The sequence below is a fragment of the Aeromonas sp. 30P genome (assembly GCF_051919805.1).
In the GTDB taxonomy this organism is placed as follows: domain Bacteria; phylum Pseudomonadota; class Gammaproteobacteria; order Enterobacterales; family Aeromonadaceae; genus Aeromonas; species Aeromonas veronii.
On the sequence record NZ_JBQBEA010000001.1, the window covers coordinates 1,769,300 to 1,793,930 of the forward strand.

Sequence of the window (24,631 nt, forward strand, 5' to 3'; positions counted from 1 at the left end):
ATGCTGCTATCCGAATGTCCGGCTTAAGTCCTTGAGCTGGCTCGCTTTGCTCTGCAAGTTGGCACTGGTTTCACTCACCTGATCGATTTTGAGGCTGTTATCGTGAGAGAGCGAGGATATCTGGTTGATATTGCGACTGATCTCCTCGATGACCGCTTGTTGCTCGGTGGCCGCGGCGGTGATCTGGTTGGAAAAATCAGAGACCTTGTCTATCTCGACCACAACCTGATTCAGGTTGCCGGTACTTGTCCGGGTGGTGGCGAGGCAGGCGTTGGTTCTGGTCACATTGAGATGCATCATCTCTTTCCATCCCCCCAGGGTTTGCTGGATATGGCCAATGCTGTTCTGGATCTGCTCTGTCGCCTTATGGGTTCTGGTCGACAGACTGCGAACCTCGTCCGCCACCACTGCAAAGCCACGCCCCTGATCGCCTGCCCGTGCTGCTTCGATGGAGGCATTGAGTGCCAGCAGGTTGGTTTGATCTGCAATGCCGCGAATTTCGCTCATGATGGTGCCGATCCGCTCGGACTCGCTCGCCAGCTCAACGGCTGACTGAAAGGCTTGCTCCGCCTGGGTGGCCAGCGCCGACATCTCTTCTCCTGCTTCCGAAAGCTGGGTGCTGGTGGTGATGCAGTGGCTGCGGGCCTCTTCAATCTGGCTGTTGCTGTCTTGAATATTGCGGTTGATCTCCTCGGCGGCCGAAGCCATCTGGGTGACAGCGGTGGCAATCTGCTGGATCTGCGTGTCTTGCGAAGAGATATCCTGGCTGGCCAGAGAGGCGGAGCCGCGCAGGTCATTGGCCATGGCATTGAGCGAAGCAGTGGTGTCATCCACCCGGCCGAGTACGGTACGGATCTTCGCTTGCCCGAGCTTGATATGGAAATCGGCAATGCTGTGGGGGGCATCCCCCGAGAAGATAAGGCGGCTGATGCTGTCGTAATCCTGTTCGAGCTGCTGCAAGAATCGCGGTGTGAGGAAGAGAGGGTGGCGATTGAACCAGATGGCTGCCAAGAGAGGAATGATGACCCAGAGCGCCTGCAGCGGTGAGAGCAGCCAGAGCGCGCTGATCACGCTGACGAGCAGCAGAGGTATGGTCATCATGGCCGGTGTGAGTTGACGCAGGCCCATGTGAATGGCAGAGCCGGTTTCACGGGCTTTAAGGGTTTTGTACATCTTGCTGGCACGCGCTTTGTGCTCTGCGGCGGGACGGCAGCGGACGGATTGGTAACCCACCATCTTGCCATCTTCATAAATCGGGGTGACATAGGCATCAACCCAATAATAACGACCATCTTTGCAGCGGTTTTTTACCATGCCTCGCCATGGTTTGCCTGCCTGCAGGTGGGCCCAGAGATCGGCAAACGCTGCCTTGGGCATGTCGGGGTGGCGCACCAGATTGTGATGCTGCCCCAACATCTCTTCCAGGCGATAGCCTGCCACCTGACAAAACGCCGGATTGGCGTAGGTGATGTCCCCTTTGAGGTCGGTCGTCGATACCAACTGGATATCGTCGGCAAATTCAACCTCGGTATCTGTGGTGTGAAGCGAGCTGGTTACCATGATCAGGCTCCGGTTTCGGCGTAACGGAATACTTCGTTTGAGTATGGCAGAGGATGTTCATTTATTGTGTTGTTGCATATTAACTCTTGTGCTACTGCGTGGGGACGGGATGGGTCTCACATTTTTACAGCACAGTTCGGTGAGGGGAGGCAGGCCAAGTCACATGGCCCGGAGAGCAGCAAACCCCTCATCCTTTGGCTGTCTCAAATTGACTGCCGTACGGAATAAACAAACGCCGATCATCCGATCGGCGTTTGTCTATGAGGTGCCGGATGGTTTCACACTCGGCTGCTTTGGCATTTTGCCTGTTTAAAGATGGGCGACTTAAAACAATAGTTGTGTCAGGTAGCCCATCAGGATCGCCATGCCAAGGATTCGACGGCGCAGAATGTGGGAGAGGTTGCTAAAAACGGTACTCGATATGGAGGGTATGGCTGTCCAGCCCCGGATTCTTGTCATACATATGGGCGTTGGACATGTGCTCATACTGATAACCGATCAGCCAATTCTTGGTGATGGCGTAGCCGAGGCCGATCCCCAGAGCGAACTGGAAGGGACCGCCGTAATCCTTGTAGCCGTGGCCGCGAGTGCCAAATTGGTACTGATCGAGCCAGACCATTTCGCCGGGGAGCCAGGTCACCCAGTCACCCCATTGGCATTCGATACGGGCGCCGCCCCCCAGTCTGGCGGTCTCTTCATCTTCTACCTTGAGCATACCGCCACGTACCCCCAGCCCAAATTGGCAGCCTGAGTCTCCCCAGCGCCAGAACATGTGGTGGAACTTGGCGTCGGCGATGTTGATGTCGAGCTTTTCATTGCTGAAGGCCTTGCCAAGCTGCAGTAACACGATATTGTCATTCGCCATTGCAGACGGACTGGCGAGCAGTGCTGTCAGCAGGCCGATCCTTGATAGAGTGTTAGCGTCCATGCCCCCTCCCGATCCTTGTTGTCATCGTGGTGATCCTGTTGATCACCCTTCAGGCATAGTCAATCGACGCGCTTCCTGTCAATGCATGGTCACTCGGTAAAAAATTAAATATTTATGAAAAATCAACTATCTGCATGGCCTGATGTGATTTGGCGTGCGTGACCGCGGGTGTCTAGTCCTGAAATAGGTTTACACATTTTCGGCTAGCTTTGCTCCACTCAGAACCCCCTATGTACCGCATCGGGGGTTCTGTATTTCAACGCATGATGCGGCCGCTCCTCGTTGTAAATATCCACCGCTTCACGCACCATTTCCCGCGCTTGCGTCAAATCCTGCGGGCTTTGCAACAACAACTCTCCTTTCAAAATCCCATTCACCCGCTCCGCCAACGCATTCTGGTAACAGTCATACCCATCCGTCATCGAGCATTTCACCCCGTACCGTTCATGTAATGACTGATACAGCCCAGAGCAATACTGCACGCCGCGGTCCGAGTGATGGATGAGTTCACCGCTGCCACACCGTTGCTTCAGTGCTTTCTTGAACGCCATCGCCACCGATTCGGCGTGCATCCCTTCGTGCACGTGATGGCCCACTATCTTGCGTGAGTACGCATCCGTCACCAGGCTCAGGTACAGCGGCCCGCTCCTGGCTGGCAGATAGGTGATATCTGCGACCCAGACCTGCTCCGGGGCCACCGGCGTGACCTGCTCTGGCCCCGCCTTGAGCAAGTTGGGATGACGGTAGAAACGGTGAAAACTGTGGGTGGTCGTGTGATACGCCCGTCTGGGTGGCACCAGCAGGCGGTGCCCGGCCAATATCCGAAACAGCCTGTCCCGCCCGACCTTGAGCCCGCCATCATCCTGACCCTGCAGCAGATAATGCAGCTTGCGGGTGCCCACCCGAGGTTGTCGCAGTCGAACCTGACGCACGAAGCGCACCACCTGCAATCCCTGTGCATGGCGTTCGTTGGCGACCCGATTGCGCTTGATAGTAAGCCTGCCGGCTTATCCCCAGAAACAGGCAAGCCCTGACAATGGTCAGCCTCTCGACTTGCCGCTGCGAGAGGACTTGCCGGGTCGCTTTTTTACGATGGAAACGCCGTAGTCATTCTTCAGTACATCGACGACGGCCTCAAAGAACTGGGCCTTCTGACTCATCAGCGCCAGCTGCTGCTCGAGTTCCTTGATACGCTGTTCGGGCGTCTTGTTGTCGGGGTCAGGCATGGTGATGCTCCTGCCGGCACGTACAGAAGCCCCCTGGCTCCAATCTTGCCGACCATGTTTACGCAACCATACCAGAACGGTGGAGCGGCCCTGAATGCCATAACGCATCTGAGCCTGTTTGTAGGTGAGCTCGCCTTTTTCAATCTGCTCGACAAGTGCCAATTTAAAAGTCAGCGAGTAATCGCGCTGTGTCCGTTTCACACCTTGTCCCATCGGGTTCTCCATTTATTGTAAACCATATTCAGGACGGGACAGGGGAGATGAAAAAGCCCTTCACCATGGTGAAGGGCTTTTTGCTATCTGACGTTACCCGCTCGGTTTGGCGTGCAGGCTCAGTAGCCCTGCTGGTGCACGTCCATCACGGCACGGCCAGACGGGTCTGCCATCTCCTTGAACTTGGCATCCCACTCCAGCGCGGTGGGGGTGGAGCAGGCGACCGACTTGCCGTAGGGCACGGTGCGGGCGGCGGCTTCCAGCGGGAAGTGTTCGTCGAAGATGGCGCGATAGAAGTAGGCCTCTTTGGTGAGCGGGGTGTTGATGGGGAAGCGGAATGCCGCCGCTTCGAACATCTGATCCGTCACCTCTTGTTCTACCATCGCCTTCAGGCTGTCGATCCACGAATAGCCCACACCGTCGGAGAACTGCTCCTTCTGGCGCCATGCCACTTCGTGGGGCAGCAGATCCTCGAACGCTTCGCGCAGGATGTGCTTCTCGATCTTGCCCTTGCCGCACATCTTGTCGGCGGGTTGCAGGCGCATCGCCACGTCCATGAACTCCTTGTCGAGGAAGGGCACGCGACCCTCCACACCCCAGGCTGCCATCGACTTGTTGGCGCGCAGGCAGTCATAGAGGTGCAAAGAGGCGAGCTTGCGCACGTTCTCTTCGTGGAACTCTTTGGCGTTGGGGGCCTTGTGGAAATAGAGGTAGCCACCGAACAGCTCGTCGGAGCCTTCACCGGAGAGCACCATCTTGATCCCCATCGCCTTGATGTAGCGTGCCATCAGATACATGGGCGTGGAGGCGCGGATGGTGGTGACGTCATAGGTCTCGAGGTGATAGATGACGTCCCGGAGGGCATCCAGCCCCTCCTGCACGGTGAAGTGGATCTGGTGGTGGATGGTGCCGAGGTGATCAGCCACCTTGCGGGCGGCGGCGAGATCCGGAGACCCTTCCAGCCCTACGGCGAAGGAGTGCAGTTGCGGCCACCAGGCTTCGCTCTTGCCATCGTCCTCAATGCGGCGCGCCGCATAGAGCTTGGTAATGGCGGAGATGACGGAGGAGTCCAGCCCGCCGGAGAGCAGCACGCCATAAGGCACGTCGCACATCAGCTGGCGTTTGACCGCGGCTTCCAGCGCGGCTTTCAGCTCGGCCTTGTCGCTGACGTTGTGCTCGACCGCGGCGTACTCCATCCAGTCGCGCTTGTACCACTGTTTGAGCTCGCCATCCTTGCTCCACAGGTAGTGTCCTGGCGGGAAGGTTTCGACGCTCTTGCAGACCGGTACCAGCGCCTTCATCTCGGAGGCGACATAGAAGTTGCCGTGCTCGTCGCGGCCGGTATAGAGGGGGATGATCCCCATGTGGTCGCGACCAATCAGGTAGGCATCCTGTTCGGCGTCATAAAGAATGAAGGCAAAGATGCCGTTGAGATCGTCGAGAAACGCCGGGCCCTTCTCCTTGTAGAGGGCAAGCAGCACTTCACAGTCAGATTTGGTCTGAAACTGGAAGTCGACCTTGAGGGTTTTCTCCAGCTCTTTGTGGTTGTAGATCTCGCCGTTGACGGCCAATACGTGAGTGCGCTCGGGGTTGTAGAGCGGCTGGGCGCCATTGCCCGGGTCGACGATGGCCAGACGCTCGTGCACCAGAATGGCTTTGTCGGAGCTGTAAACGCCGGACCAGTCAGGCCCGCGGTGACGCAGTCGCTTGGACATCTCCAGCGCCGATTTGCGCAGGGCTACTGCATCGGACTTGATATCCAGAATGCCGAAAATTGAACACATTGGCGGTAATCCTCTTGATTTTTATATGAGCCCCCCACGTTTGGGCTCGAAATTCCATTTACATTCCTCGTCAGACACAATGCCTAGCGGAAAAACCTTTTGCAAGCGGGAAAACCGCAGAAAATCATGCCGTAAGCGTCAAGCGGATCAACAGGATAAGGGCTGCTGCAACGGGGCTGGGTGACGTGAACGTCAAGCAGAGGCGGGTTCGAAGATGACATAGACCTTGCGACAGGGGGTAAGGGTCTCCCACTCGCCGACAAAGCCGGCCGGAATCACGAATTGATCGCCGGGTTTGAGGGCTAGCTGGCCGCCCAGACTGTCGTGGATCACCACATCCCCCTCCAGCAACTGGCAATACTCGTGCTCGGTGTAGTGGATGGCCCAGCGGCCCGGCTCGCAAGCCCAGAAGCCCACGTGAAACTGCTGGCTGGGATCGGAGTAGTGGTTCCACACCGTCTGACTCGGATGGCCTGCTTTAATGCGCTCGGGGGCGGGCATCAGCGGGGTAGGGGCCGCCTCGTGGCGATCGAGCAAAATCCAGTCGTTGAGGGTCTTCATGGTGCCTCCTTGGCTTCGGCAGATAGGAACGCGGGGCCATCCCGGCCCCGCGTTTGTTCGTTTTATTAAACGAGGTTGTGCATAACTTAAACGATGCGCATTCCCTTGCCAAGGGCTGCTGGCCGACGACTCAAAGCGGCTGCAAGCGGCGGATCACATGGCGGGCAAAGCCGCTGCCCGCTTCGTTGTAGACGTTGAACACCGCATCCACCCCCTGCTCCTGCAAGGAGGCGATATCATCCTCGAAGCGGACGATGGCGGCGATCTTGCCGTTGAATCCGTGGCTGCGCAGCTTCTCGATGGCGTAGAGATTACCCGAGTGGTGGGGCATGGCCAGCAGCACCAGATTGACCTGATTGGAGAGCAGCACCTTGTCCCAGAAGTCGGTATCGGTGGCATCCCCCTCGATGACGTTCATCCCCTGGGCGCGCAGGGTGGGCAGCTTCTCGCTGTCGTTCTCCACCCCGAGGATGACGTTGCCGTATTTGTTCTCCAGCTCGAAGTAGGCCCCCTGACCGATCCGCCCCATACCGAGGATGATCACCTCCGCATCGCCAAGCTCTATAGGTCTGTCTTCCGGATGGAGGTTGCTCGCCTGCAATCCCCGCAGCCAGTGGCCGATGCGGTGGTAAATGCGCTCGCTCTGGGCATTGAGCGGGGCAGAGATCATAAAGCTCGCCGCCAGTGCCAGCGAGACCGCCACCAGCCACTCGTGGGAGAGCCAGCCCGCCTTGGCTGCAATGGCGGCGACGATCAGGCCAAACTCCGAGAAGTTGGTGAGCGCCAGGGTCGAGAGCAGGGCGGTACGCACCCGCAGGTGGGCGCCGCTGTAGACCAGATAGTAGAGAACGCTTTTGAGCGGCAGGGCCAGCACCAGCGCCAGTGCCAGCAGCATGGTGTCGTGGGTCGGCAGGCCGTTGAGGCCGATGGTGAGAAAGAAGCAGACCAGAAAGAGGTCTTTGAGGTTAAAGAGCGCCTTGGCAAGCCCTGCCGCAGCCGGATGAGAGGCGAGCATCATGCCGATGATCAGCGCCCCGAGATCCGGTTTGAGGCCGACCACTTCAAAACCGGCGGCCCCGACCACCAGCGCCAAAAACACCCCGAACAGCACCTGCAGCTCGCCGTGCCCGGCACGCTCCAGCAGCTTGAACAGCAGCGGGCGCAGCAGCGGCAATCCCAGTACCCAGAGCGCCCAGATACTGGGCCACTTGCCGCTGGAGAAGGCCAGAAACGCCACGGCGAACACATCCTGCATGACCAGCACCCCGATGGCGATGCGGGCGTAGAGGGCATTCATGTCGCTGCGATCTTCCAGCACCTTGACCGCAAAGACAGTGCTGGAGAAGGAGAGGGCAAAGCCCAGCAGCAGCGCCAGCTTCCAGTCCAGCGACAGGGCAAGTTCAAGCCCCAGTCCCTTGCAGACCAGCAGTACCACGGTAAAGAGCAGGGTGGAGAGCAGCAGGTGCAGGCTGGTGGTACCCCACACATCGCGCCGCATCAGGGTCTTGATATTGAGCTTGAGACCGATGGTGAACAGCAGCAAGGTGACGCCGAGATCGGCTACCTCGCTCAGGGCAGGAGTATTTTCATATCCCATGCCGTTGAGGATAAAACCGGCGGCCAGAAAGCCGAGCAGGGGGGGCAGGCCAATCAGATTGACTACCATGCCGCAGCCAAAGGCCACAGCGATCAGAATGGGTTCCATAACAGATCCTGCAAGGGCAGGAGAGACCTGCCCTGTTTAACGCTTGGGTGGTGATTAGACGATATCGATGTCGACCACGGAGTCGAAAATATGGTTCGGGCGAAACGGCATGCGGTCGATATCGGCGACCTTGCTCACCCCGGAGAGCACCAGCACCGTTTCGAGACCGGCCTGAAAGCCCGCCAGAATGTCGGTGCGCAGGTTGTCGCCGATGATGATGGTGTCGTCGGAGTGTGCCTCCATCCGGTTGAGCGCCGCACGGATGATCCAGGCGCTCGGCTTGCCGACATAGAACGGCTTCTTGCCGGTCATCCGCTCGATGGGGGCGCACAGGGCGCCGCAGGCCGGGTGCATCATGGGGCCGTGGGTATCGGGGTTGGTGGCGATAAAGCGGGCCCCCTGATCGACGAACTTGGCCCCCTGTTGCATCATGGTCCAGTTGTAGTTGCGGGTCTCGCCCACCACCACGAAGTCCGGGTCGATATCGGTGATGGTGAAACCGGCCTTGTAGAGCTCGTGGGTCAGCGCCCCTTCACCGATCACATAGGCCTTCTTGCCATCCTGACGCTTGAGGAAGTCGGCGGTGCCCATGGCGGAGGTATAGAAGCACTCCTCCGGCACTTCGATCCCGGCGGAGCGGAAGCGGTTTTGCAGATCTTTCTGGGTCTGGGCCGGGTAGTTGGTGAGGAACAAGAGCTTGCTGCCCTGCTCCAGCAGGCGATGGACGAAACGGTCGGCACCGGGGATGAGATCGTTGTTGTGCAGGATGACACCGTCGATATCGCAGATGACGTTCTTCTTCATGAAAACTCCTTGTCAGGACGCAGGCGAGCCGCCAATCGTTAAGATGTTCAATCATTTATGATTTTTGTGACGCCATTATAAGTCTGTTTGATGACAAGTCTCCCCTGTCTCGCCACTTCGGTGCACAATAAAGCTGCCGTCGGGTCAGTCTGGTGGAGGGGCTGACGCCGGATCACTTTGCTGATGGAGCCGTTGCCATGGACACCCCGATTCCCAAGCCAGTCACCCCCGAACACCTCACCGCCGCGCAATTTATCGCCGGACTGCCGAAACTGGAGCTGCACCTGCATATCGAGGGCAGCCTCGAACCCGAGCTGATGTTTGAGCTGGGCCGCCGCAATAATGTGCCACTGCCCTGGCCTGACGTGGCCAGCGTGCGCGCCGCCTATGACTTTGACTGCCTGCAATCCTTTCTCGACCTCTACTATCGCGGTGCCAGTGTGCTGGTGACCGAGCAGGACTTCTTCGACCTCACCTGGGCCTATCTTGAGCGGTGCGCCGCCGACAAGGTGGTGCATGTGGAGATCTTCTTCGACCCGCAGACCCACACCGCCCGCGGTATCCCCTTTGCCACTGTGCTGGGCGGCATCGAGCGGGCGCTGCAGCGCGGGGAGCAGGAGTTTGGCATCAGCTGGCGGCTTATCATGAGCTTTTTGCGCCACCTCAGCGAGGATGAAGCGTTCGCTACGCTGGCAGAGGCCATGCCCTTCCTGTCACGGATCCACGGCATCGGTCTCGACTCGGGGGAGAAGGGCAATCCGCCCAGCAAATTTGCCCGGATTTTTGCCAAATGCCGCGAGCTGGGGCTGCCGGTGGTGGCCCACGCTGGCGAAGAGGGGCCTGCCGACTACATCTGGCAGGCGATCAACGAGCTGCAGGTATGCCGCATCGATCACGGGGTGCGCTCGGCCGACGATCCCGAGCTGCTGCGCTATCTGGCCGATACCCGGCTGCCGCTCACCGTCTGCCCCCTCTCCAACACCAGGCTCAAGGTGTTTGACCAGATGGCCCACCACAATGTGCTGCGGCTGCTGGAACAGGGGATCTGCGTCACCATCAACTCCGACGATCCCGCCTATTTTGGTGGTTACATGGGGGCCAACTTTGCGGCGTTGGCGAACGATCTCGGTGCCACTGCGGATCAGCTCTGCCGCCTCTCGCTCAATGCGGTGGAAGCGAGCTGGCTGAGTCTGGCCGACAAGGCGCGGCTGACCCGTGACATCCGCACTCATGCCGCCCGCCACGGGGTGCAGCTGCACTGAGTCAGGGGCAGGTTAATCCCGGATGCAGAGAGGCCCGCTATCGCGGGCCTCTCTCATTTTCAGTTGCGAGCGTTTCTGCTGCTGGTGGATGACGCCCGCGCTATGCCACCCGCACCAGAAACTTCTCTCCCTGTCCTTCGCGCTTGAAGCGCTCGAGCAGGGTGGGCAGTTCCTCAAAGTCGCCGACCACCAGCGGCGGCAGGGTCAGCTCGCCGCTCGCCATCAGCTCCATCATGGCGACACCGGCGGCCACCAGTCGGCTCCACTGCTTGTCGGTGCCAAAGGCGTGCTGGGCGCCCAGCGCAATCTCGTGCAACGAATGGCAATGGGCAAAGGCGGGCAGCGGATTGTGCGGGATGCGCCCGAGCACAGTCACCATGTGACCGTAGTAGCCAAGGGCGGGCAGCAGGCTCTCAGCCTGTTGGCTCGAGACCAGATCGATGATCCCCTCAAACGGCTCGTTGCCGTTGGCCGCCTGCAAGATGGCCAGCCAGTCGGGATCCCGATAATCGGCTACACCCTGCACACCGATCTGTTTGAGCCACTGATGGTGGCGTGGGTTGGCACTGGCAAAGACTCGCGCTCCTTGCTGGAGGGCGAGCTGCACCGCAAAACGGCCGACGCTGCTGCCAGCACCTGTGATGAGCAGCGCTTCCCCGTGCAGGCGCGGCAACTTGGCCAGCGTCTGCCACGCGGTGAGGCCGGGACAGGGCAGGGCGGCGGCGGCCTCGTCACTCAGGGCATCGGGCACCGGCAGCAGGGCGCGGGCTGGTACCCGGGTGTGGCGGGCAAAGCTGCCGTGATGGCGCAGGTCGGTGTGATAGGCGACCCGGGCACCGAGGCGCAGATGGCTGACGTTGGCGCCGAGGGCCACGATAGTGCCCATGCCATCGACGCCGGGCACCTGACCGTCCTGCCAGTTGGAGTGGCCATATTCCATCAGCTTCCAGTCCACCGGATTGAAGGCGATAACCCGATTGGCTACCAGTACCTCGTCAGGGGCGAGCGGTGCCAGGGGCAGATCGGCGAGGGTAAGCTGGGTCGGTTCACCGGGGGCATGCCAGCACCAGGCTTGGGTGTGATTCATGATGACTCCTTGTGAAAGCGAGGGGAGAGAACAACGAGATTATTGCAGCAGTGATTCGGTCAGTCATATCACTGTTGCTAATGCGCAACAATACGGCAGGCCCCAACCTGTGGGGCCTGCGTTACATAGCCGGTTGGCCATCGACAATCAGCGGCTGGTGGTTGCGTCCTCGGCCTGATAGACGGGGTAGTCGGTCAACCCCTTCTCGCCACCGCCAAACAGGGTGGCCGGATCGTGGGGGGCCAGCGGATAGCCGTGGCGCAGCCGGTTCGGCAGATCCGGGTTGGCAACGAAGGGACGGCCAAAGCCAATCATGTCGGCCCAGCCCGCTTCGAGGGCGGCGCGTGCCCGCTCGCCATCATATTTACCGGCGTAGATCAGGGTGTTGGGGAAGGCATCCCGCAGACCCTGCTTGAAGTTCTCCGGCATCAGGGGGGCATCGTCCCAGTCCGCCTCGGCAATGTGCAGGTAGGTGACATTGAGCTGGCCCAGCAGGCGGGCGGCGGCCAGATAGGTCTCCTGCGGATTGGCATCCACGGTGCCGTTGAGGGTGGTGAGTGGCGCAAGACGCACCCCGACACGTTCGGCCCCGATTTCGCTACTAACCGCTTCTGTCACCTCTTTGAGAAAGCGCAGCCGGTTTTCCAGCGATCCGCCGTAATTGTCGGTGCGGGCGTTGGATTCGGAGTCGAGGAACTGGTTGATCAGATATCCGTTGGCGGCGTGCAACTCGATGCCGTCAAAACCGGCGCTGATGGCGTTGCGGGCCGCCTGACGGAACTGGCCCACCACCGCATCGATATCGGCCTGGGTCATGGCGCGCGGAGTGACTGTCTCGACAAAGCCGGGGGCATCGCTGCCGTTATCGACGAACACCTTGACGCCCACTGCGGGCAGGGCTGAAGCGGAGATGGGCTGGGCGCCGCCGATGTTATTCGGATGGGTGACGCGGCCCACGTGCCAGAGCTGGGCGAAGATGGTGCCCCCCTTGGCGTGCACGGCATCGGTCACCCCTTTCCAGCCAGCGATCTGCTCGGCGCTGTAGATGCCCGGCGTCCAGGCATAGCCCTTGCCCATGGGGTCGATTTGGGTGCCTTCGCTGATGATCAGGCCCGCCTCGGCGCGCTGGGCGTAGTAGCTCGCCATCATGGCGTTGGCCACATCACCGGGCTGACTGGCACGGGAGCGGGTCATGGGGGGCATGACGATGCGGTTGGCAAGGTGCAGCTGGCCGAGGCGCAGCGGGCAGAACAGGTGATCGTGGCTCATCTTGAGTTCCTCATGGTGGAAGTGAGGCCACTTTATGCCGCCATCTTGTTGTGAAAAAGAGGGGTAATTGCACAAGAGAATTGTGCTTGATGCAGCAATCAGCACAAACCGCCGGGAAAGGAGGCGTTGAGCCATAAAGTTGAAACATAAAAAAGAGGGCCGTCTGGCCCTCTTCTGTATTCTGCTGGTGGCAGGCTCAAGCCGCGGCGGGCATCACTTTCACCCGCTCGATGCGCCGCTCGCTCACCTCGATCACCTCGAAGTTGAGCTGCTGCAGTTGCAACTGCTGGCCCGGGGTGGGCAGGGTGCCGAAGTGGGAGAGCAGCATGCCCGCCAGGGTCACGTATTCATCGCTCTCGCTCACCAGCCCCTCATGCTCCAGCACCTGCTCCACATGGTGGATGTTGGTGCTGCCGTTGATCAGCCACCCTTCGCCATCGCGCACGATATCCGGGGTTTCGTCCTCGTCCGGCAGCTCGCCGACGATGGCCTCCAGCAGATCGTGGGTGGTGACCAGCCCCTGGATCACGCCAAACTCGTCGGAGACCAGAATCAGGCTCCCCTTTGCTTTGCGCAGCTCCGCCAGCAGGCGGATCACGTTGATGGTCTGCGGCACGATAATGGGGTCGTTCTGCTTGGCCAGTTCGCTCAAGGATTGCCCTTCATTCAAGGCAAACAGCAGATCGCGCGCCTTGACCACCCCGATCACCTCGTCCAGATCCCCGTCACAGATAGGGAACAGGCTGTGGGGCTCGCGCTGCAGCAGGGCGCGGATCTCGTCGCTGGAGTCGTTGATATCGATCCAGGCCATCTCCGAGCGCGGCGTCATGATGGTGCGAATGGAGCGCTCGGCCAGCGACAGCACCCCGGTCACCATGTAGCGCTCCTCCTCGCCAAAGCTGAGCGGTTCGGCAGGTGCGGCATCCAGATCGTCATCCGGTCTGTCCTGATACGCCTTGCTGCCCATCAATTTGAAGATGGCGGCGGTGGTGCGCTCGCGCAGGGGCTGTTTGGATTCGTGACGCATGGCGCTGCGCTGGGCAAGCTGGTTGAAAAACTCGATCAGCACCGAGAAGCCGATGGCCGCGTAGAGGTAGCCCTTCGGAATGTGGAAGCCGAACCCTTCCGCCACCAGGCTAAAGCCAATCATCAGCAGGAAGCTCAGACAGAGCACCACCACGGTGGGGTGGGCGTTGACGAAGCGGGTCAGCGGCTTGGAGGCGAGCACCATCACCATCATGGCGATGGTCACGGCGGCCATCATGACGCCGAGGTGTTCCACCATGCCGACGGCGGTGATGATGGAGTCGAGCGAGAAGACCGCATCGAGCACCAGAATTTGGGCGATCACCACGCCGAAGCTGGCGTAGGCGCCGACCGGGCCGTCATCCTGAGGTTTGGCTTCCAGCCGCTCGTGCAGCTCGGAGGTGGCCTTGAACAGCAGGAACAGGCCGCCTCCCATCAGGATCAGATCCCGACCGGAGAAGGGGTGATCCCACAGGTGCAAAATCGGGGTGGTCAGGGTGACCAGCCATGACATGACGCTCAGAAGTCCAAGTCGCATCAGCAGGGCCAGCGACAGGCCGATGACGCGTGCCTTGTCCCGCTGGGCGGGAGGCAGTTTTTTCACCAGAATGGCGATAAAGACCAGGTTGTCGATCCCCAGCACGATTTCCAGAATGATCAGGGTAAACAGACCGATCCAGATATGGGGATCCAGCAGCAATTCCATTGTGACGACCTCAATAAAAACAGACAGAGCAAACAGTGATCACGGCGCACGATGGCCGCAGTAACAGCAAGGCAAAGGTGTTATTCAGAGGCGCTGATTAAGCAGAAAAAGATAGGCTTTGACAGAGAGAGACGAAGGGCAACTTCGGGGATTGTCCATGATGGGCAATAAAACCTCGGGTGAAAAATGAGCCCTGATGATAGCGGCTGGCGCCAATTTGGCAAGAGCAGCGTCAGCGGGGCGTGATGGGGTTGTGATGCGGCAGGGGGAGGAGGCCGTGCCACGCTCCCCCGTGCGGTCGTTACAACCAGCGCTTTTCGCGGGTGAAACAGACCGAGAGCCAGGCATCCCCCAGGGTATCGCCGAGGCGGGACCAGAGCTCCTGACGCAGGGCATCCTGACGCTCGACGGGCCACTCCTGACCCGGCGCCACCAGAATGTTCAATTCCAGATCGAAGCGGCGACCGCTTTTGGCCAGATGGCTGTAGCACTCGATGCCGTGGCGCTGGCGCAGCGCCTCGATCTCCTGCTCGACTTGCCGTGGCACATCCCCCTTGGGGGCGATCTTCAACACTTCCCGCAGGTTGCGGCCGAGCACCTTGATGGGAATGAGAGTGGCGCAGAGGGCCAGCAGCGAGACCAGCACCGGGTCTATGTAGCGGTTGTATTGGCCGTAGCCGATGGCATCCAGGCCAATGGCGACTACGAAACCGATAAGCAGGGTGGCGCTGAGCAGGGTATCCACCAGCCACTCCTTGGAGTCGACCCGCACCAGCTCGGAGTCTACCTGCTCGGCGACCTGGGCTTCGATGCGATAGATGATGGCGCAGAAGAAGGTGGAGACGGCGGCATAGATGAGGGCGTGGCCGAGATCGATCTCCCGTCCGCCATCCAGCAGGGTGGTGATGCCGCTATAGAGGGCGCCAAGGCAGAGCAGCAGAATAATGGCGCCATTGATGACGTTGGTGATGGGCTCGAAGTGGGCATAGCCATACTGGAAGCGCGCATCGGAAGGGCGGGTAACGAGATAGGCGGTGATGAGGCCAAGGCCCGTCATGCCCATGCTGAACAGGGTGAAGATACCATCGAGCATGATGGCGTTGGAACCGACGAAGAGGCCGTAGCCGATGCCGAAGATGGCAAAGGTGATACAACCGAACAGCGACAGGGTAAGCGCCTGTTTTTCGGTGGTGACCAGCGTACTGATAACATGGCTGTGGTGAGCCATAAAAGTCCTCCTTTCAAATGGTGAATATTGCCAAGCGCAAGCGGTTTTCTAGCTGATATACTGCCCGCTCACATGTGAGCGGACTGGCCTGACTGCCATTGACAGGCGGCTGGCCAGTCGTTGTCGCCGGCGTGCCGGCATCAAGCAAAGGATGGGAACAAGGATTCATGATCCCGAGACTCGATTACCAGGACAGTTTGTCACCCGCAACCCTGCAGTTTCTTGAGTTGCTAGAGCGCAGCGCATTTCGTGGTGATATCGAAAAGTCTTATGCAAGCCGGTTGGCGATGGCGACGGATAACAGCGTCTATCAGGTAGTACCTCAGGCGGTTCTCTATCCGCGCAGTGCGGACGACATAGCAGCAATGCTCAAGCTGGCCGCAGAGCCGGCGTTCGCCGCCTTGAGTTTTTTCCCTCGTGGTGGCGGTACCGGCACCAATGGTCAGTCATTGGGCGGCGGCATTATCGTCGATCTCTCCCGTTATATGAACCAGATCATGGAAATTAATCTGGAGGAGGGGTGGGTACGTGCCCAGGCCGGGGTGGTAAAAGACCAGCTCAACGCCTATCTCAAGCCTCACGGCTACTTCTTCTCGCCGGATCTCTCCACCTCCAACCGCGCTACCTTAGGGGGCATGATCAACACAGATGCCTCGGGGCAGGGGTCCCTCGTTTACGGTAAAACCTCGGATCACGTGCTGGGGCTCAAAGCGGTGCTGGAGAATGGCGACATCATGGCCACCGAGCCGCTGACCGGTGAGCGACTGGCCGACAAGCTGGCGCTGGAGAATCGGGAAGGGGAGATCTATCGTACCCTCTATCGCATCGGCAAGGAGCGCCGCGCCGACATCGAGGCGACCTTCCCCAAGCTCAACCGCTTTCTGACCGGCTACGATCTCAAGCACCTATATCAACCGGATACCGACACGCTGGATGTGAGTCGGGTGTTGTGCGGATCTGAAGGGTCTCTCGGCTTTATCACCGAAGCCAAACTCAATATCACCCCCATCCCGCGTTATCGCACTCTGGTCAACGTCAAGTACGACAGCTTCCCCTCCGCCCTGCGTAATGCCCCCTTTATGGTGCAGGCGCAGGCTCTCTCGGTGGAGACGGTGGACTCCCGGGTGCTGGGGTTGGCCCGCGCCGACATCATCTGGCATTCGGTGAAAGAACTTATTCAGGATGTGCCCGGCAAGGATCTGCAGGGGCTCAACATCGTCGAATTTGCCGACACCGACGAGGCAGAACACAGGGCCAAGGTGGCGGAGCTCTGCCGCCGTATCGACGCGCTGCTGGCCAAGGGCGAGGCGGGGATCATCGGCTATCAGGTGTGTGACCACCTGCCGAGCATCGAGACCATCTACACCATGCGCAAGAAGTCGGTGGGGCTGCTCGGCAACGCCGAAGGGCGCAAGAAGCCAGTGGCCTTCACTGAAGACACCGCCGTGCCGCCCGAATCCCTGGCCGATTTCATCATGGAGTTTCGCGCTCTGCTGGATGCCCACGGCCTCGACTACGGCATGTTTGGCCACGTCGATGCCGGTGTGCTGCATGTGCGTCCGGCGCTGGATTTGTGCGATCCCGAACAGGAGGTGCTGCTGCGCCGCATCTCCGATCAGGTGGTGGCGTTGACCGCCAAATATGGCGGTCTGATGTGGGGCGAGCATGGCAAGGGCTTTCGCTCCGAATACAGCCCCGCCTTTTTTGGCGAGCTGTGGGAAGAGCTGCAGCGGGTCAAGGGGGTATTCGACCCTGCCAACCGCATCAACCCGGGCAAGATCTGCATCCCCTACGGTAGCGGCGCCGAGCTGGTGTCGGTGGATGGCCCCAAGCGCGGCAAGTATGACCGCCAGATCCCGCTCGCGGTGCGCACCAGCTACACCCGCGCCATGGATTGCAACGGCAATGGTCTCTGCTTCACCTTCGAGACCGACTCCCCCATGTGCCCCTCGGTCAAGATCAGCCGTGATCGCCGCCACTCCCCCAAAGGGCGGGCGGGTCTGATGCGTGAATGGTTGCGTCAGCTGGCGGAGCAGGGCTTTGACCCGCTGGCGGAAGAGGTGGCGCTGCAATCCGGTGGTGTGCGCTTCAAACAGCTGGTGGACAAGGTGCGCAACAGCTGTGCCAAACAGCGCGGCGAGTATGATTTCTCCCACGAGGTGATGGAGGCGATGGCGGGCTGTCTGGCCTGCAAGGCGTGCACCAGCCAGTGCCCGATCAAGGTGGATGTGCCCGATTTTCGCGCCCGCTTTATGCAGCTTTATCACGGCCGCTACCTGCGCGCCCCCAAGGATTACTTCGTCGGCACGGTGGAGAGCTATGCGCCGCTGCTTGCCAAGGCGCCGAAGCTGGTCAACTTCTTCCTCGAAAAAGAGTGGGCCCAGAAGGCGACCGAGAAGAGCATCGGCATGGTCGATGTGCCGCTGCTCTCGGTGCCGACCCTGGCCGAGAGCCTGCACGATAACCGCGCCCGCTATTTTGATCTGCCGGGTCTGGAGCGGATGAGTGCCGAGCAGCGCAAGCAGGTGGTGCTCATCGTGCAGGACCCCTTCACCAGCTATTACGACGCCCCCGTGGTGCGCGACCTGGTGAAACTCGCCAGCAAGCTCGGCTTCCAGCCCTACTTGCTGCCCTTTAAACCCAACGGTAAACCCCAGCATATCAAGGGGTTCCTGCGGGCCTTTGCCCGCACCGCCGCCAACAGCGCCCAGTTCCTCAACAAGGTGGCGGCGCTTGGCATTCCCATGGTGGGGGTGGATCCGGCCATGGTGCTCTGCTATCGCGACGAGTATGCCAAGGCGCTGGGGTCGGCCCGCGGTGATTTTCAGGTGTTGCTGCCGCAGGAGTGGCTGCTCTCGCTGCCGGTAGATCAGTTGCCTGCTCGAACCGACAAGACCAAGAGCGAGGAGGGGAGCGAGCCCTGGTATCTCTTTGCCCACTGCACCGAGAAGACCGCCAAGCCCTCCACTCACGGTGACTGGAGCACCCTGTTTGGCCGCTTCGGGGCCAGTTTGAAGCCGGTCTCTGTGGGGTGTTGCGGTATGGCGGGCACCTATGGTCATGATGTCAAACAGGTGGAGAACTCCAAGGGGATCTATGGACTGAGCTGGGCCGAACCGCTGGCCCGTTTGCCACAGGAGCGCTGTCTGGCGACCGGTTATTCCTGCCGCAGTCAGGTCAAGCGGATGGAGGGGGAAAAGCTCAAACATCCATTGCAAGCCCTGCTGGAGCTGCTCTGATGCTGACGTTTCCCAAGCGGTTTCGGGTGCCGAAGGCCTATCGGCACCCGCGTTTCTTGCTGTTACCCGCCACTCCTGCTCAGGCGGTGGTGGAGTTTGTTGCCATGTTGCGCGAGCGCGAGCAGCTCCATCAGCTGTTTCGCCCGCACGATCTCTGGCCCTCCGCCAACTTCAGCCTGAGCCAGCACGAAGGGGATCTGGAGTGGCAGCAGTCGGAGTTTCTGGCCAAGCGCTCCTTTGCCTATGGCCTCTGGAGCCCAGATCGGGAGCCGCAATTTTGGGGCGGGGTTTATCTCTACCCCTCGGTGCTGCCGGAGGTAGCGGTGGAGCTCTTCTTCTGGAAGGTGGCCGAGGCGCCCATCACGGATGAGGAGCTGGAGATTCAGCTGCGCGAGTGGCTCGCCAGGGTGTGGCAGTGGCCAGCCCCCCGCTTGCCGGGGCGAGATGTGCCTTGGTCCGAGTGGCCCGGCGTTACCTACCCCTGGTGACATCCCGCTTAAGGGCATGATTGTGTAACACGCAGCGCCGGGTCGGTGCTGCGTTGTTAACACGTCACCTGGTAACCAACAACTCATATAACAGAACCATGTTGCCGATGGAGGGCGTTTCACCCATATCGGTACGCATTCATCGCTTACATAAGGAGTCTGCTCGCAATGAGTCACGATATTGCGCCCATCTGGCGTAAACCCATGAGTCTGGAGGGGCTCAACGCCACCTCTCGCAACACCCTGATGGCCCATCTCGATATCGTCTACACGGCTTTTGGCACCGATTGGCTTGAAGCGACCATGCCGGTGGATCATCGCACTCACCAGCCCCTTGGCATGCTGCATGGCGGCGCATCTGTGGTGCTGGCGGAAACCTTGGGATCGATTGCCGCCAATATGGCGGTCGGGCCAGATAGCTACTGTGTGGGGCTGGAGGTGAATGCCAACCATCTGCGAGCTAAACGGGAAGGGGTGGTGACCGGGCGTTGCACGCCGCTCCATCTGGGAGCAACAACCCAGGTGTGGCAGATTGAAATTCGGGACGAACGTGAGCGTTTATTGTGCACCAGCCGACTGACCATGGCGGTGCTCAAACACAAGCGGGGCAAGGACTCCAGCGAGGAGTGATCCGCAATAACGCACTATGAGTGCAAAATAAGCAAGCCATACTCGTCAGATCCCTCTATAATTGCCAACGTCTTGAGAGGCTTATCACATTTTTCAAGACAGCAGAACAAAGTGGCGCTATAATCGCCGCCTTTTTGCTATTCCGCGGTGTTAGCCGCCTGCCTTAATCTGGAAGAATCTATGTCTGATACCGAACAACTGCCCCTTTTTAGTGAGCTTGGACTGGCCGCGCCTGTATTGAAAGCGCTGCAGGACGTGGGCTATGAGCGCCCGTCACCGATCCAGGCCGCAGCAATTCCCCACCTGATGGCGGGACACGATCTGCTGGGGCAGGCGCAAACCGGTACAGGGAAGACCGCTGCTTTTGCCTTGCCTCTGTTGTCTCGTCTGGAAGCTGGTAACCGCAACACCCAGATCCTGGTGCTGGCGCCTACCCGCGAACTGGCGCTGCAAGTGGCTGAAGCGTGCCAACGCTACGCCCACCACATGCCTGATTTCCACGTACTGCCCATCTACGGCGGTGCCTCCTACGAAACCCAGACCCGCGCTCTGCGTCGCGGTGCTCAGGTTGTCGTCGGTACTCCGGGCCGCGTGATGGACCTGATCCGTCGCAAGAACCTGGACCTCTCCGGCCTGAAAGCTCTGGTACTGGACGAAGCTGATGAAATGCTGCGTATGGGCTTCATCGATGACGTGGACTGGATCATGGAGCAGTGCCCGAGCACTCGTCAGGTTGCCCTGTTCTCTGCCACCATGCCGGAGCAGATCCGTCGCGTGGCCCAGAAGCACCTAAAGCAGCCCAAAGAGATCAAGATCGCCTCCAAGACTGCTACCGCAACCACTATTCGCCAGCGCTACTGGCAGGTAACCGGTCTGCACAAGCTGGACGCCATGACCCGTCTGCTGGAAGTGGAATCCTACGAAGCCCTGCTGGTATTCGTGCGTACCAAGAACGCTGCCGAAGAGCTGGCTGGCAAGCTGGCCGCCCGTGGTCACGCCTGTGAAGCGCTGCACGGTGACATCCCGCAGAAATTGCGTGAGCGTACCGTCGACAAACTGCGTCAGGGCCAGCTGGACATCCTGATCGCCACCGACGTTGTTGCCCGTGGTCTGGACGTTGAGCGCATCACTCACGTAGTGAACTACGACATTCCGTACGACACCGAATCTTACGTTCACCGTATCGGTCGTACCGGTCGTGCTGGCCGTAAAGGCGAAGCCATCCTGTTCGTCGCTCCGCGCGAGCGTCGTATGCTGCGCGCCATCGAGCACGCAACCCGTCAGGCCATCGAGCCGATGAAGATGCCGAGCACCGAGGACATCAACCAGCATCGTCTGGCCAAGTTCAAGGAGCGCATCCGCGAAACCATGATGGGTGAAGAGCTCGAGATCTACCACAACCTGGTAAACGAGCTGATCGAAGAGGATTCTGCCGATCCGCTGGAGCTGGCTGCCGCACTGGCCAAGCTGGTACAGGGTGACCAACCGCTGCTGCTGGATGACTCCATTCCGGATCCGCTGCTGAATGCTGGCAACGATCGTGGTGGCTTCGAGCGCCGTGACTTCAACGACCGTGGCGGTCGTGACTTCGGTGACCGTGGCGATCGTCCTGCCCGTCGCATGCCGTCCCTCGAACCGCGTCCGCTGAAAGACAACCCGGATGTGGAGATGGAGCGTTACCGCGTTGACGTGGGTGCCCATCACGGTGTCAAGCCGGGCCAGATCGTGGGCGCCATCGCCAACGAAGCGAACATCGAGAGCCGCTTCATCGGCAACATCGACATCGCCGATGACTTCTCCACCGTCGATCTGCCGAAAGGCATGACCGCCGATGTACTAGAAGTGATCAAGAAAGCCCGTGTTTGCCAGCGTCCGCTGCAGATCACCCGCTACACCGAAGTGCCGGCCGGTGGCAACACCAGCAGCCGTCCGCCCCGTGGTGATCGTCCGTTCCGTGGCGACCGTCCTTTCAACAAGGATCGCCGTCCCCAGGGTGACCGTCCGTTCAACAAGAGCGGGGAGCGCCGTGAAGGTGGCTTCAACAAAGATCGCAAATTCGGTGGCAAGCGTCGCGAAAGCTGATTGCTGATCCCGTTATGAAGAAGGCCGCTCATTGAGCGGCCTTTTTTTGTATCTGCGATAGGGACTGTACCGTCAGTTTGCCTTTGTGGGGGTCATATTTTTGTTCCACAACCCAGGTCGTGAGCCAAAGGGGCATGAATATTTTCCGATGCAGTTGTGACATTCGGAGCCAGGATGCCATGCTTTTGGTGGCATTCGGGTACAGCCTGATGTTGGTTGCCTGTTGTGGTGAGCTGGTTGCAGCAACATTGTTTTGCATTGTGACTCTGCCGTTGTCATGTGGGTGGGCTGAGTGAAACCAATAAAACAAACAGTACGATGCGGAGGTCTATCATGGGTGGATGGCTTGGCAGGATGCTGCTGTTATCCGGCTGTCTTGTTTCTGGCATGGTGTTGGCTGATGATCCCTTCCTCAAGATCAAGGGGGATGGCTGTTGCAATGGTAAAGGGGAGGTCGTGTTGACCCGGGCCGAGTTTGAGGCCTTACCTCAGACAGAGGTCAAGACCCAGACCCCGTGGACCGAGGGGGATCACACCTATCGTGGCGTGCTGCTGCGAGATCTAGTCAAGATGTATGGTCTCAAGAGTGGGGAGGTCAAGGCGGTCGCCATCAATGACTACTGGGCGGCTGTGCCGCTGGAAGATGGAGATAAATATGCGGTACTGCTGGCCGAGAAGCAGGATGGCAAGATGTTGACCCTGCGCAACAAGGGGCCGCTCTGGATCATCTATCCCCTCTCTGATCACCCGGAGCTGAACAAGGAGCTCTATCACAGCCGGATGGTGTGGCAACTGACGGCGATCGAGAGCAAATAAGATGCTGCGCGGCAAGTTTCTGAGCTTGATCCTGATGGTGACTGCCTTTTTGGGGGTCGCCATCTGGTCGGTCTGGAACTATGACCGTGCATTCAATGCCGTGACTCGCTATACCCAGCTCTCCGCCTGGGCGTTGGCGCAGCTGGAGCTGGAAATCCGTGGTTTTGATGAGGCGCTCTCTCTCTATCGCACCGGTTCGACCAGTCAGAAAGAGATGAACAAGCGCTTTGATATTGCCTGGAACCGCCTTGATGTCTTCCTGCACGGTGAAGAGGCAAAGCAGGTCCGAGCTCGCTTTGGTGCTGAACAAGCGGTAGGGAAGATCATGGCCCTGTTCGAGAAGTATGAGCAGGCCGTGGTCAGTGGAGAGCGAGATTCGAAAGAACTTGCTCGTTTCGCCGAGGAGTTGGCTCGGGATCTGGCTGCCATCCGCGATGTGATGGTGAAAAATTTCACCGGTCCATCCGCTATTGCCCAGCGGGAGGTACTCAACTCGTCGCGTATCCAGAACTTCTTCATTCTGGCTTTCTTGATGTTGGCGACCGTGGTGATGCTGCTGATGCTGTTTCGCGAAGTGCGCCACCAGCACTTTCTTGCGTGGAATGATGTGCTAACCCGCTTGCCAAACCGGGCCTCCCTGATCAAACACCTCAAGCAGCTGACGGGACATAAAGGGGGGCGCAGCAGCGTGACCGTCTGTCTGGTGGATCTTGGCCATTTCAGGGAGGTAAATGACAGCCTGGGCTACGAGGTGGGGGATGCATTGCTGACGCAACTGGCCGAGCGGATCCGCGCGGTATCGGTTGACGGTCTCTTTGCCGCCCGAACCGGTAGCGATGAGTTTGCCATCATTATTTCCGGCGTTATGCCCACCTATTTGCGCTTTCCATTTCTGGAGCAGCTGCGTAACGAACTTGCCGGGCTTGCCTTGGCGACTGATCCCGCCCACCGGGTGCGGGTCTTTATGGGGGTCAGCCAGTACGTGCGACCGGTACACACGCCGGAGGAGATGCTGCTGTTTGCCGATATCGCCCTCGACAGTGCCAAGCGCAAGCGGCTGAATCGTTACGTGGTTTTCTCCAGCAGCATGTATCAGCACTATCTGCGCAACCGCCGTTTGTCGACCGAGTTGCGCGAGCTGATCCAGCACCACAGCAATTTGCAGTTGAGCCTCTACTATCAGCCCATTGTCCGTGGTCAAGGTAGGGTGCGACTGGGGGCTGAGGTACTGATCCGCTGGAATCACCCGGAGTACGGGTTTATTCCGCCCCTCGATATCATCTCGCTGGCGGAAGATAACGGGCTGGGGGAGGCGCTCGGGTTATGGATCTTCCGGCGCTTGCAACATGATCTCGCCATTTTCCCGAGCGACTTGATTGAACCGCTGGAGATCTCGGTCAACCTCTCGAGTTCCATGTTCACTATGGGGTTGGCAGCCCAGCTGGATGAGAACATGAGGGAGGGGCCGCTAAGCCTGCAACAGCTGATCGTAGAGCTGACCGAAACTATTGCTCTGGATGATATCGAGCTGAGCAAGCAGATCATCGATACCTTGCGTCAGATTGGAGTGCGGGTGGCTCTCGATGATTTCGGTACCGGCTGGTCATCGTTCTCCTACTTGCGGGAACTCTATTTCGACAAGCTCAAAATCGACCGCTCATTTATCACGGCCATCGACAATGACACCCGTCAGGCGCTGTTCGTCGAGGCGATCACCAGCCTCTCTCATCAACTCGGTGTGCGGGTGGTGGCGGAAGGGGTGGAAAACAATGATGAGCTGAAGGCGGTGCTGAGCATAGGGGTGGATGAAATTCAGGGCTATTTCTACTCCAGGCCCTTGCCACTACAGGACTTTCTGCTGTTCTGCCATCGCTACTTTATCAATCGGAGCATCATGCAGGAGGTGGCGCTTGGTTAGCGAGCGGTGCCTTTTCACCGTTACCACAAGCTACCGTGCTGTTGTTTATCTAGCCGAATAAATAAAGAAGGCGACCATCTGGTCGCCTTCTTGTTTTGC

17 protein-coding genes and 1 pseudogene are annotated in these 24,631 nt (G+C 59.4%); 7 read left to right on the forward strand and 11 right to left on the reverse strand.

Annotated features, from left to right (window positions below; translation table 11 throughout):
* Positions 1 to 6 precede the first annotated feature (6 nt).
* From ACTG2B_RS08265 to ACTG2B_RS08295, 7 genes and pseudogenes are all read right to left on the reverse strand, one after another.
* Positions 7 to 1,560, reverse strand: coding sequence for a PAS domain-containing methyl-accepting chemotaxis protein (locus tag ACTG2B_RS08265; RefSeq protein WP_167573050.1), 1,554 nt, complete (start codon positions 1,558 to 1,560; stop codon positions 7 to 9).
* Between the two features lie 403 nt (positions 1,561 to 1,963).
* Positions 1,964 to 2,488, reverse strand: a complete 525-nt coding sequence (locus tag ACTG2B_RS08270) for an acyloxyacyl hydrolase (RefSeq protein ID WP_439995504.1) — start codon at positions 2,486 to 2,488, stop codon at positions 1,964 to 1,966.
* Positions 2,489 to 2,706: 218 nt separating this feature from the next.
* Positions 2,707 to 3,927, reverse strand: a pseudogene (locus ACTG2B_RS08275) (IS3 family transposase).
* A 119-nt stretch (positions 3,928 to 4,046) separates the two neighbouring features.
* Positions 4,047 to 5,711, reverse strand: coding sequence for an asparagine synthase B (gene asnB / locus ACTG2B_RS08280; RefSeq protein WP_139463991.1), 1,665 nt, complete (start codon positions 5,709 to 5,711; stop codon positions 4,047 to 4,049).
* A 192-nt stretch (positions 5,712 to 5,903) separates the two neighbouring features.
* Positions 5,904 to 6,272: a cupin domain-containing protein gene (locus ACTG2B_RS08285; RefSeq protein ID WP_204418733.1), complete on the reverse strand. Its 369-nt coding sequence runs from the start codon at positions 6,270 to 6,272 to the stop codon at positions 5,904 to 5,906.
* Between the two features lie 130 nt (positions 6,273 to 6,402).
* On the reverse strand, positions 6,403 to 7,977 hold the full coding sequence (locus ACTG2B_RS08290) for a cation:proton antiporter family protein (protein WP_005337288.1): 1,575 nt from the start codon (positions 7,975 to 7,977) through the stop codon (positions 6,403 to 6,405).
* A gap of 54 nt (positions 7,978 to 8,031) precedes the next feature.
* Complete coding sequence (locus ACTG2B_RS08295; protein WP_005337281.1) at positions 8,032 to 8,781, reverse strand: HAD-IIA family hydrolase; 750 nt, start codon at positions 8,779 to 8,781, stop codon at positions 8,032 to 8,034.
* Between the two features lie 197 nt (positions 8,782 to 8,978).
* Here ACTG2B_RS08295 and ACTG2B_RS08300 point away from each other — a divergent pair, with 197 nt between their 5' ends.
* Positions 8,979 to 10,043 (forward strand): adenosine deaminase, encoded by a 1,065-nt coding sequence (locus ACTG2B_RS08300; RefSeq protein ID WP_439995505.1) that lies wholly within the window; start codon positions 8,979 to 8,981, stop codon positions 10,041 to 10,043.
* Between the two features lie 100 nt (positions 10,044 to 10,143).
* Here ACTG2B_RS08300 and ACTG2B_RS08305 read toward each other — a convergent pair whose 3' ends face one another.
* The 4 genes from ACTG2B_RS08305 to ACTG2B_RS08320 all read right to left on the reverse strand — a co-directional run bounded on the left by ACTG2B_RS08305 (position 10,144) and on the right by ACTG2B_RS08320 (position 15,359).
* Positions 10,144 to 11,130 carry a zinc-binding dehydrogenase gene (locus ACTG2B_RS08305; protein ID WP_439995506.1) on the reverse strand — a complete coding sequence of 329 codons (987 nt, stop codon included), beginning with the start codon at positions 11,128 to 11,130 and terminating at the stop codon, positions 10,144 to 10,146.
* 147 nt (positions 11,131 to 11,277) lie between these two features.
* Positions 11,278 to 12,399, reverse strand: coding sequence for an alkene reductase (locus ACTG2B_RS08310; RefSeq protein ID WP_439995507.1), 1,122 nt, complete (start codon positions 12,397 to 12,399; stop codon positions 11,278 to 11,280).
* 196 nt (positions 12,400 to 12,595) lie between these two features.
* Positions 12,596 to 14,131 carry a TerC family protein gene (locus tag ACTG2B_RS08315; RefSeq protein WP_439995508.1) on the reverse strand — a complete coding sequence of 512 codons (1,536 nt, stop codon included), beginning with the start codon at positions 14,129 to 14,131 and terminating at the stop codon, positions 12,596 to 12,598.
* A 301-nt stretch (positions 14,132 to 14,432) separates the two neighbouring features.
* On the reverse strand, positions 14,433 to 15,359 hold the full coding sequence (locus ACTG2B_RS08320) for a cation diffusion facilitator family transporter (RefSeq protein WP_075115152.1): 927 nt from the start codon (positions 15,357 to 15,359) through the stop codon (positions 14,433 to 14,435).
* A 167-nt stretch (positions 15,360 to 15,526) separates the two neighbouring features.
* Between ACTG2B_RS08320 and ydiJ the strand changes: the two genes are divergently transcribed.
* From ydiJ to ACTG2B_RS08350, 6 genes are all read left to right on the forward strand, one after another.
* Positions 15,527 to 18,598 (forward strand): D-2-hydroxyglutarate dehydrogenase YdiJ, encoded by a 3,072-nt coding sequence (gene ydiJ / locus ACTG2B_RS08325; RefSeq protein ID WP_439995509.1) that lies wholly within the window; start codon positions 15,527 to 15,529, stop codon positions 18,596 to 18,598.
* Positions 18,598 to 19,086, forward strand: coding sequence for a hypothetical protein (locus ACTG2B_RS08330; protein WP_129503821.1), 489 nt, complete (start codon positions 18,598 to 18,600; stop codon positions 19,084 to 19,086). Before ydiJ ends, ACTG2B_RS08330 begins: the two co-directional genes overlap by 1 nt.
* 168 nt (positions 19,087 to 19,254) lie before the next feature.
* The gene (locus ACTG2B_RS08335; RefSeq protein ID WP_064336666.1) at positions 19,255 to 19,716 is read left to right on the forward strand and encodes a hotdog fold thioesterase; all 462 of its coding nucleotides are present in this window, start codon (positions 19,255 to 19,257) and stop codon (positions 19,714 to 19,716) included.
* A gap of 180 nt (positions 19,717 to 19,896) precedes the next feature.
* Entirely contained in the window at positions 19,897 to 21,798 is a 1,902-nt protein-coding gene (locus ACTG2B_RS08340; RefSeq protein ID WP_005337260.1) for a DEAD/DEAH box helicase, read from the forward strand.
* Between the two features lie 333 nt (positions 21,799 to 22,131).
* Positions 22,132 to 22,614, forward strand: a complete 483-nt coding sequence (locus ACTG2B_RS08345) for a molybdopterin-binding oxidoreductase (RefSeq protein ID WP_429200618.1) — start codon at positions 22,132 to 22,134, stop codon at positions 22,612 to 22,614.
* 1 nt (position 22,615) lies between these two features.
* On the forward strand, positions 22,616 to 24,532 hold the full coding sequence (locus ACTG2B_RS08350) for a putative bifunctional diguanylate cyclase/phosphodiesterase (RefSeq protein WP_439995510.1): 1,917 nt from the start codon (positions 22,616 to 22,618) through the stop codon (positions 24,530 to 24,532).
* The last annotated feature ends 99 nt before the right edge of the window (positions 24,533 to 24,631 follow it).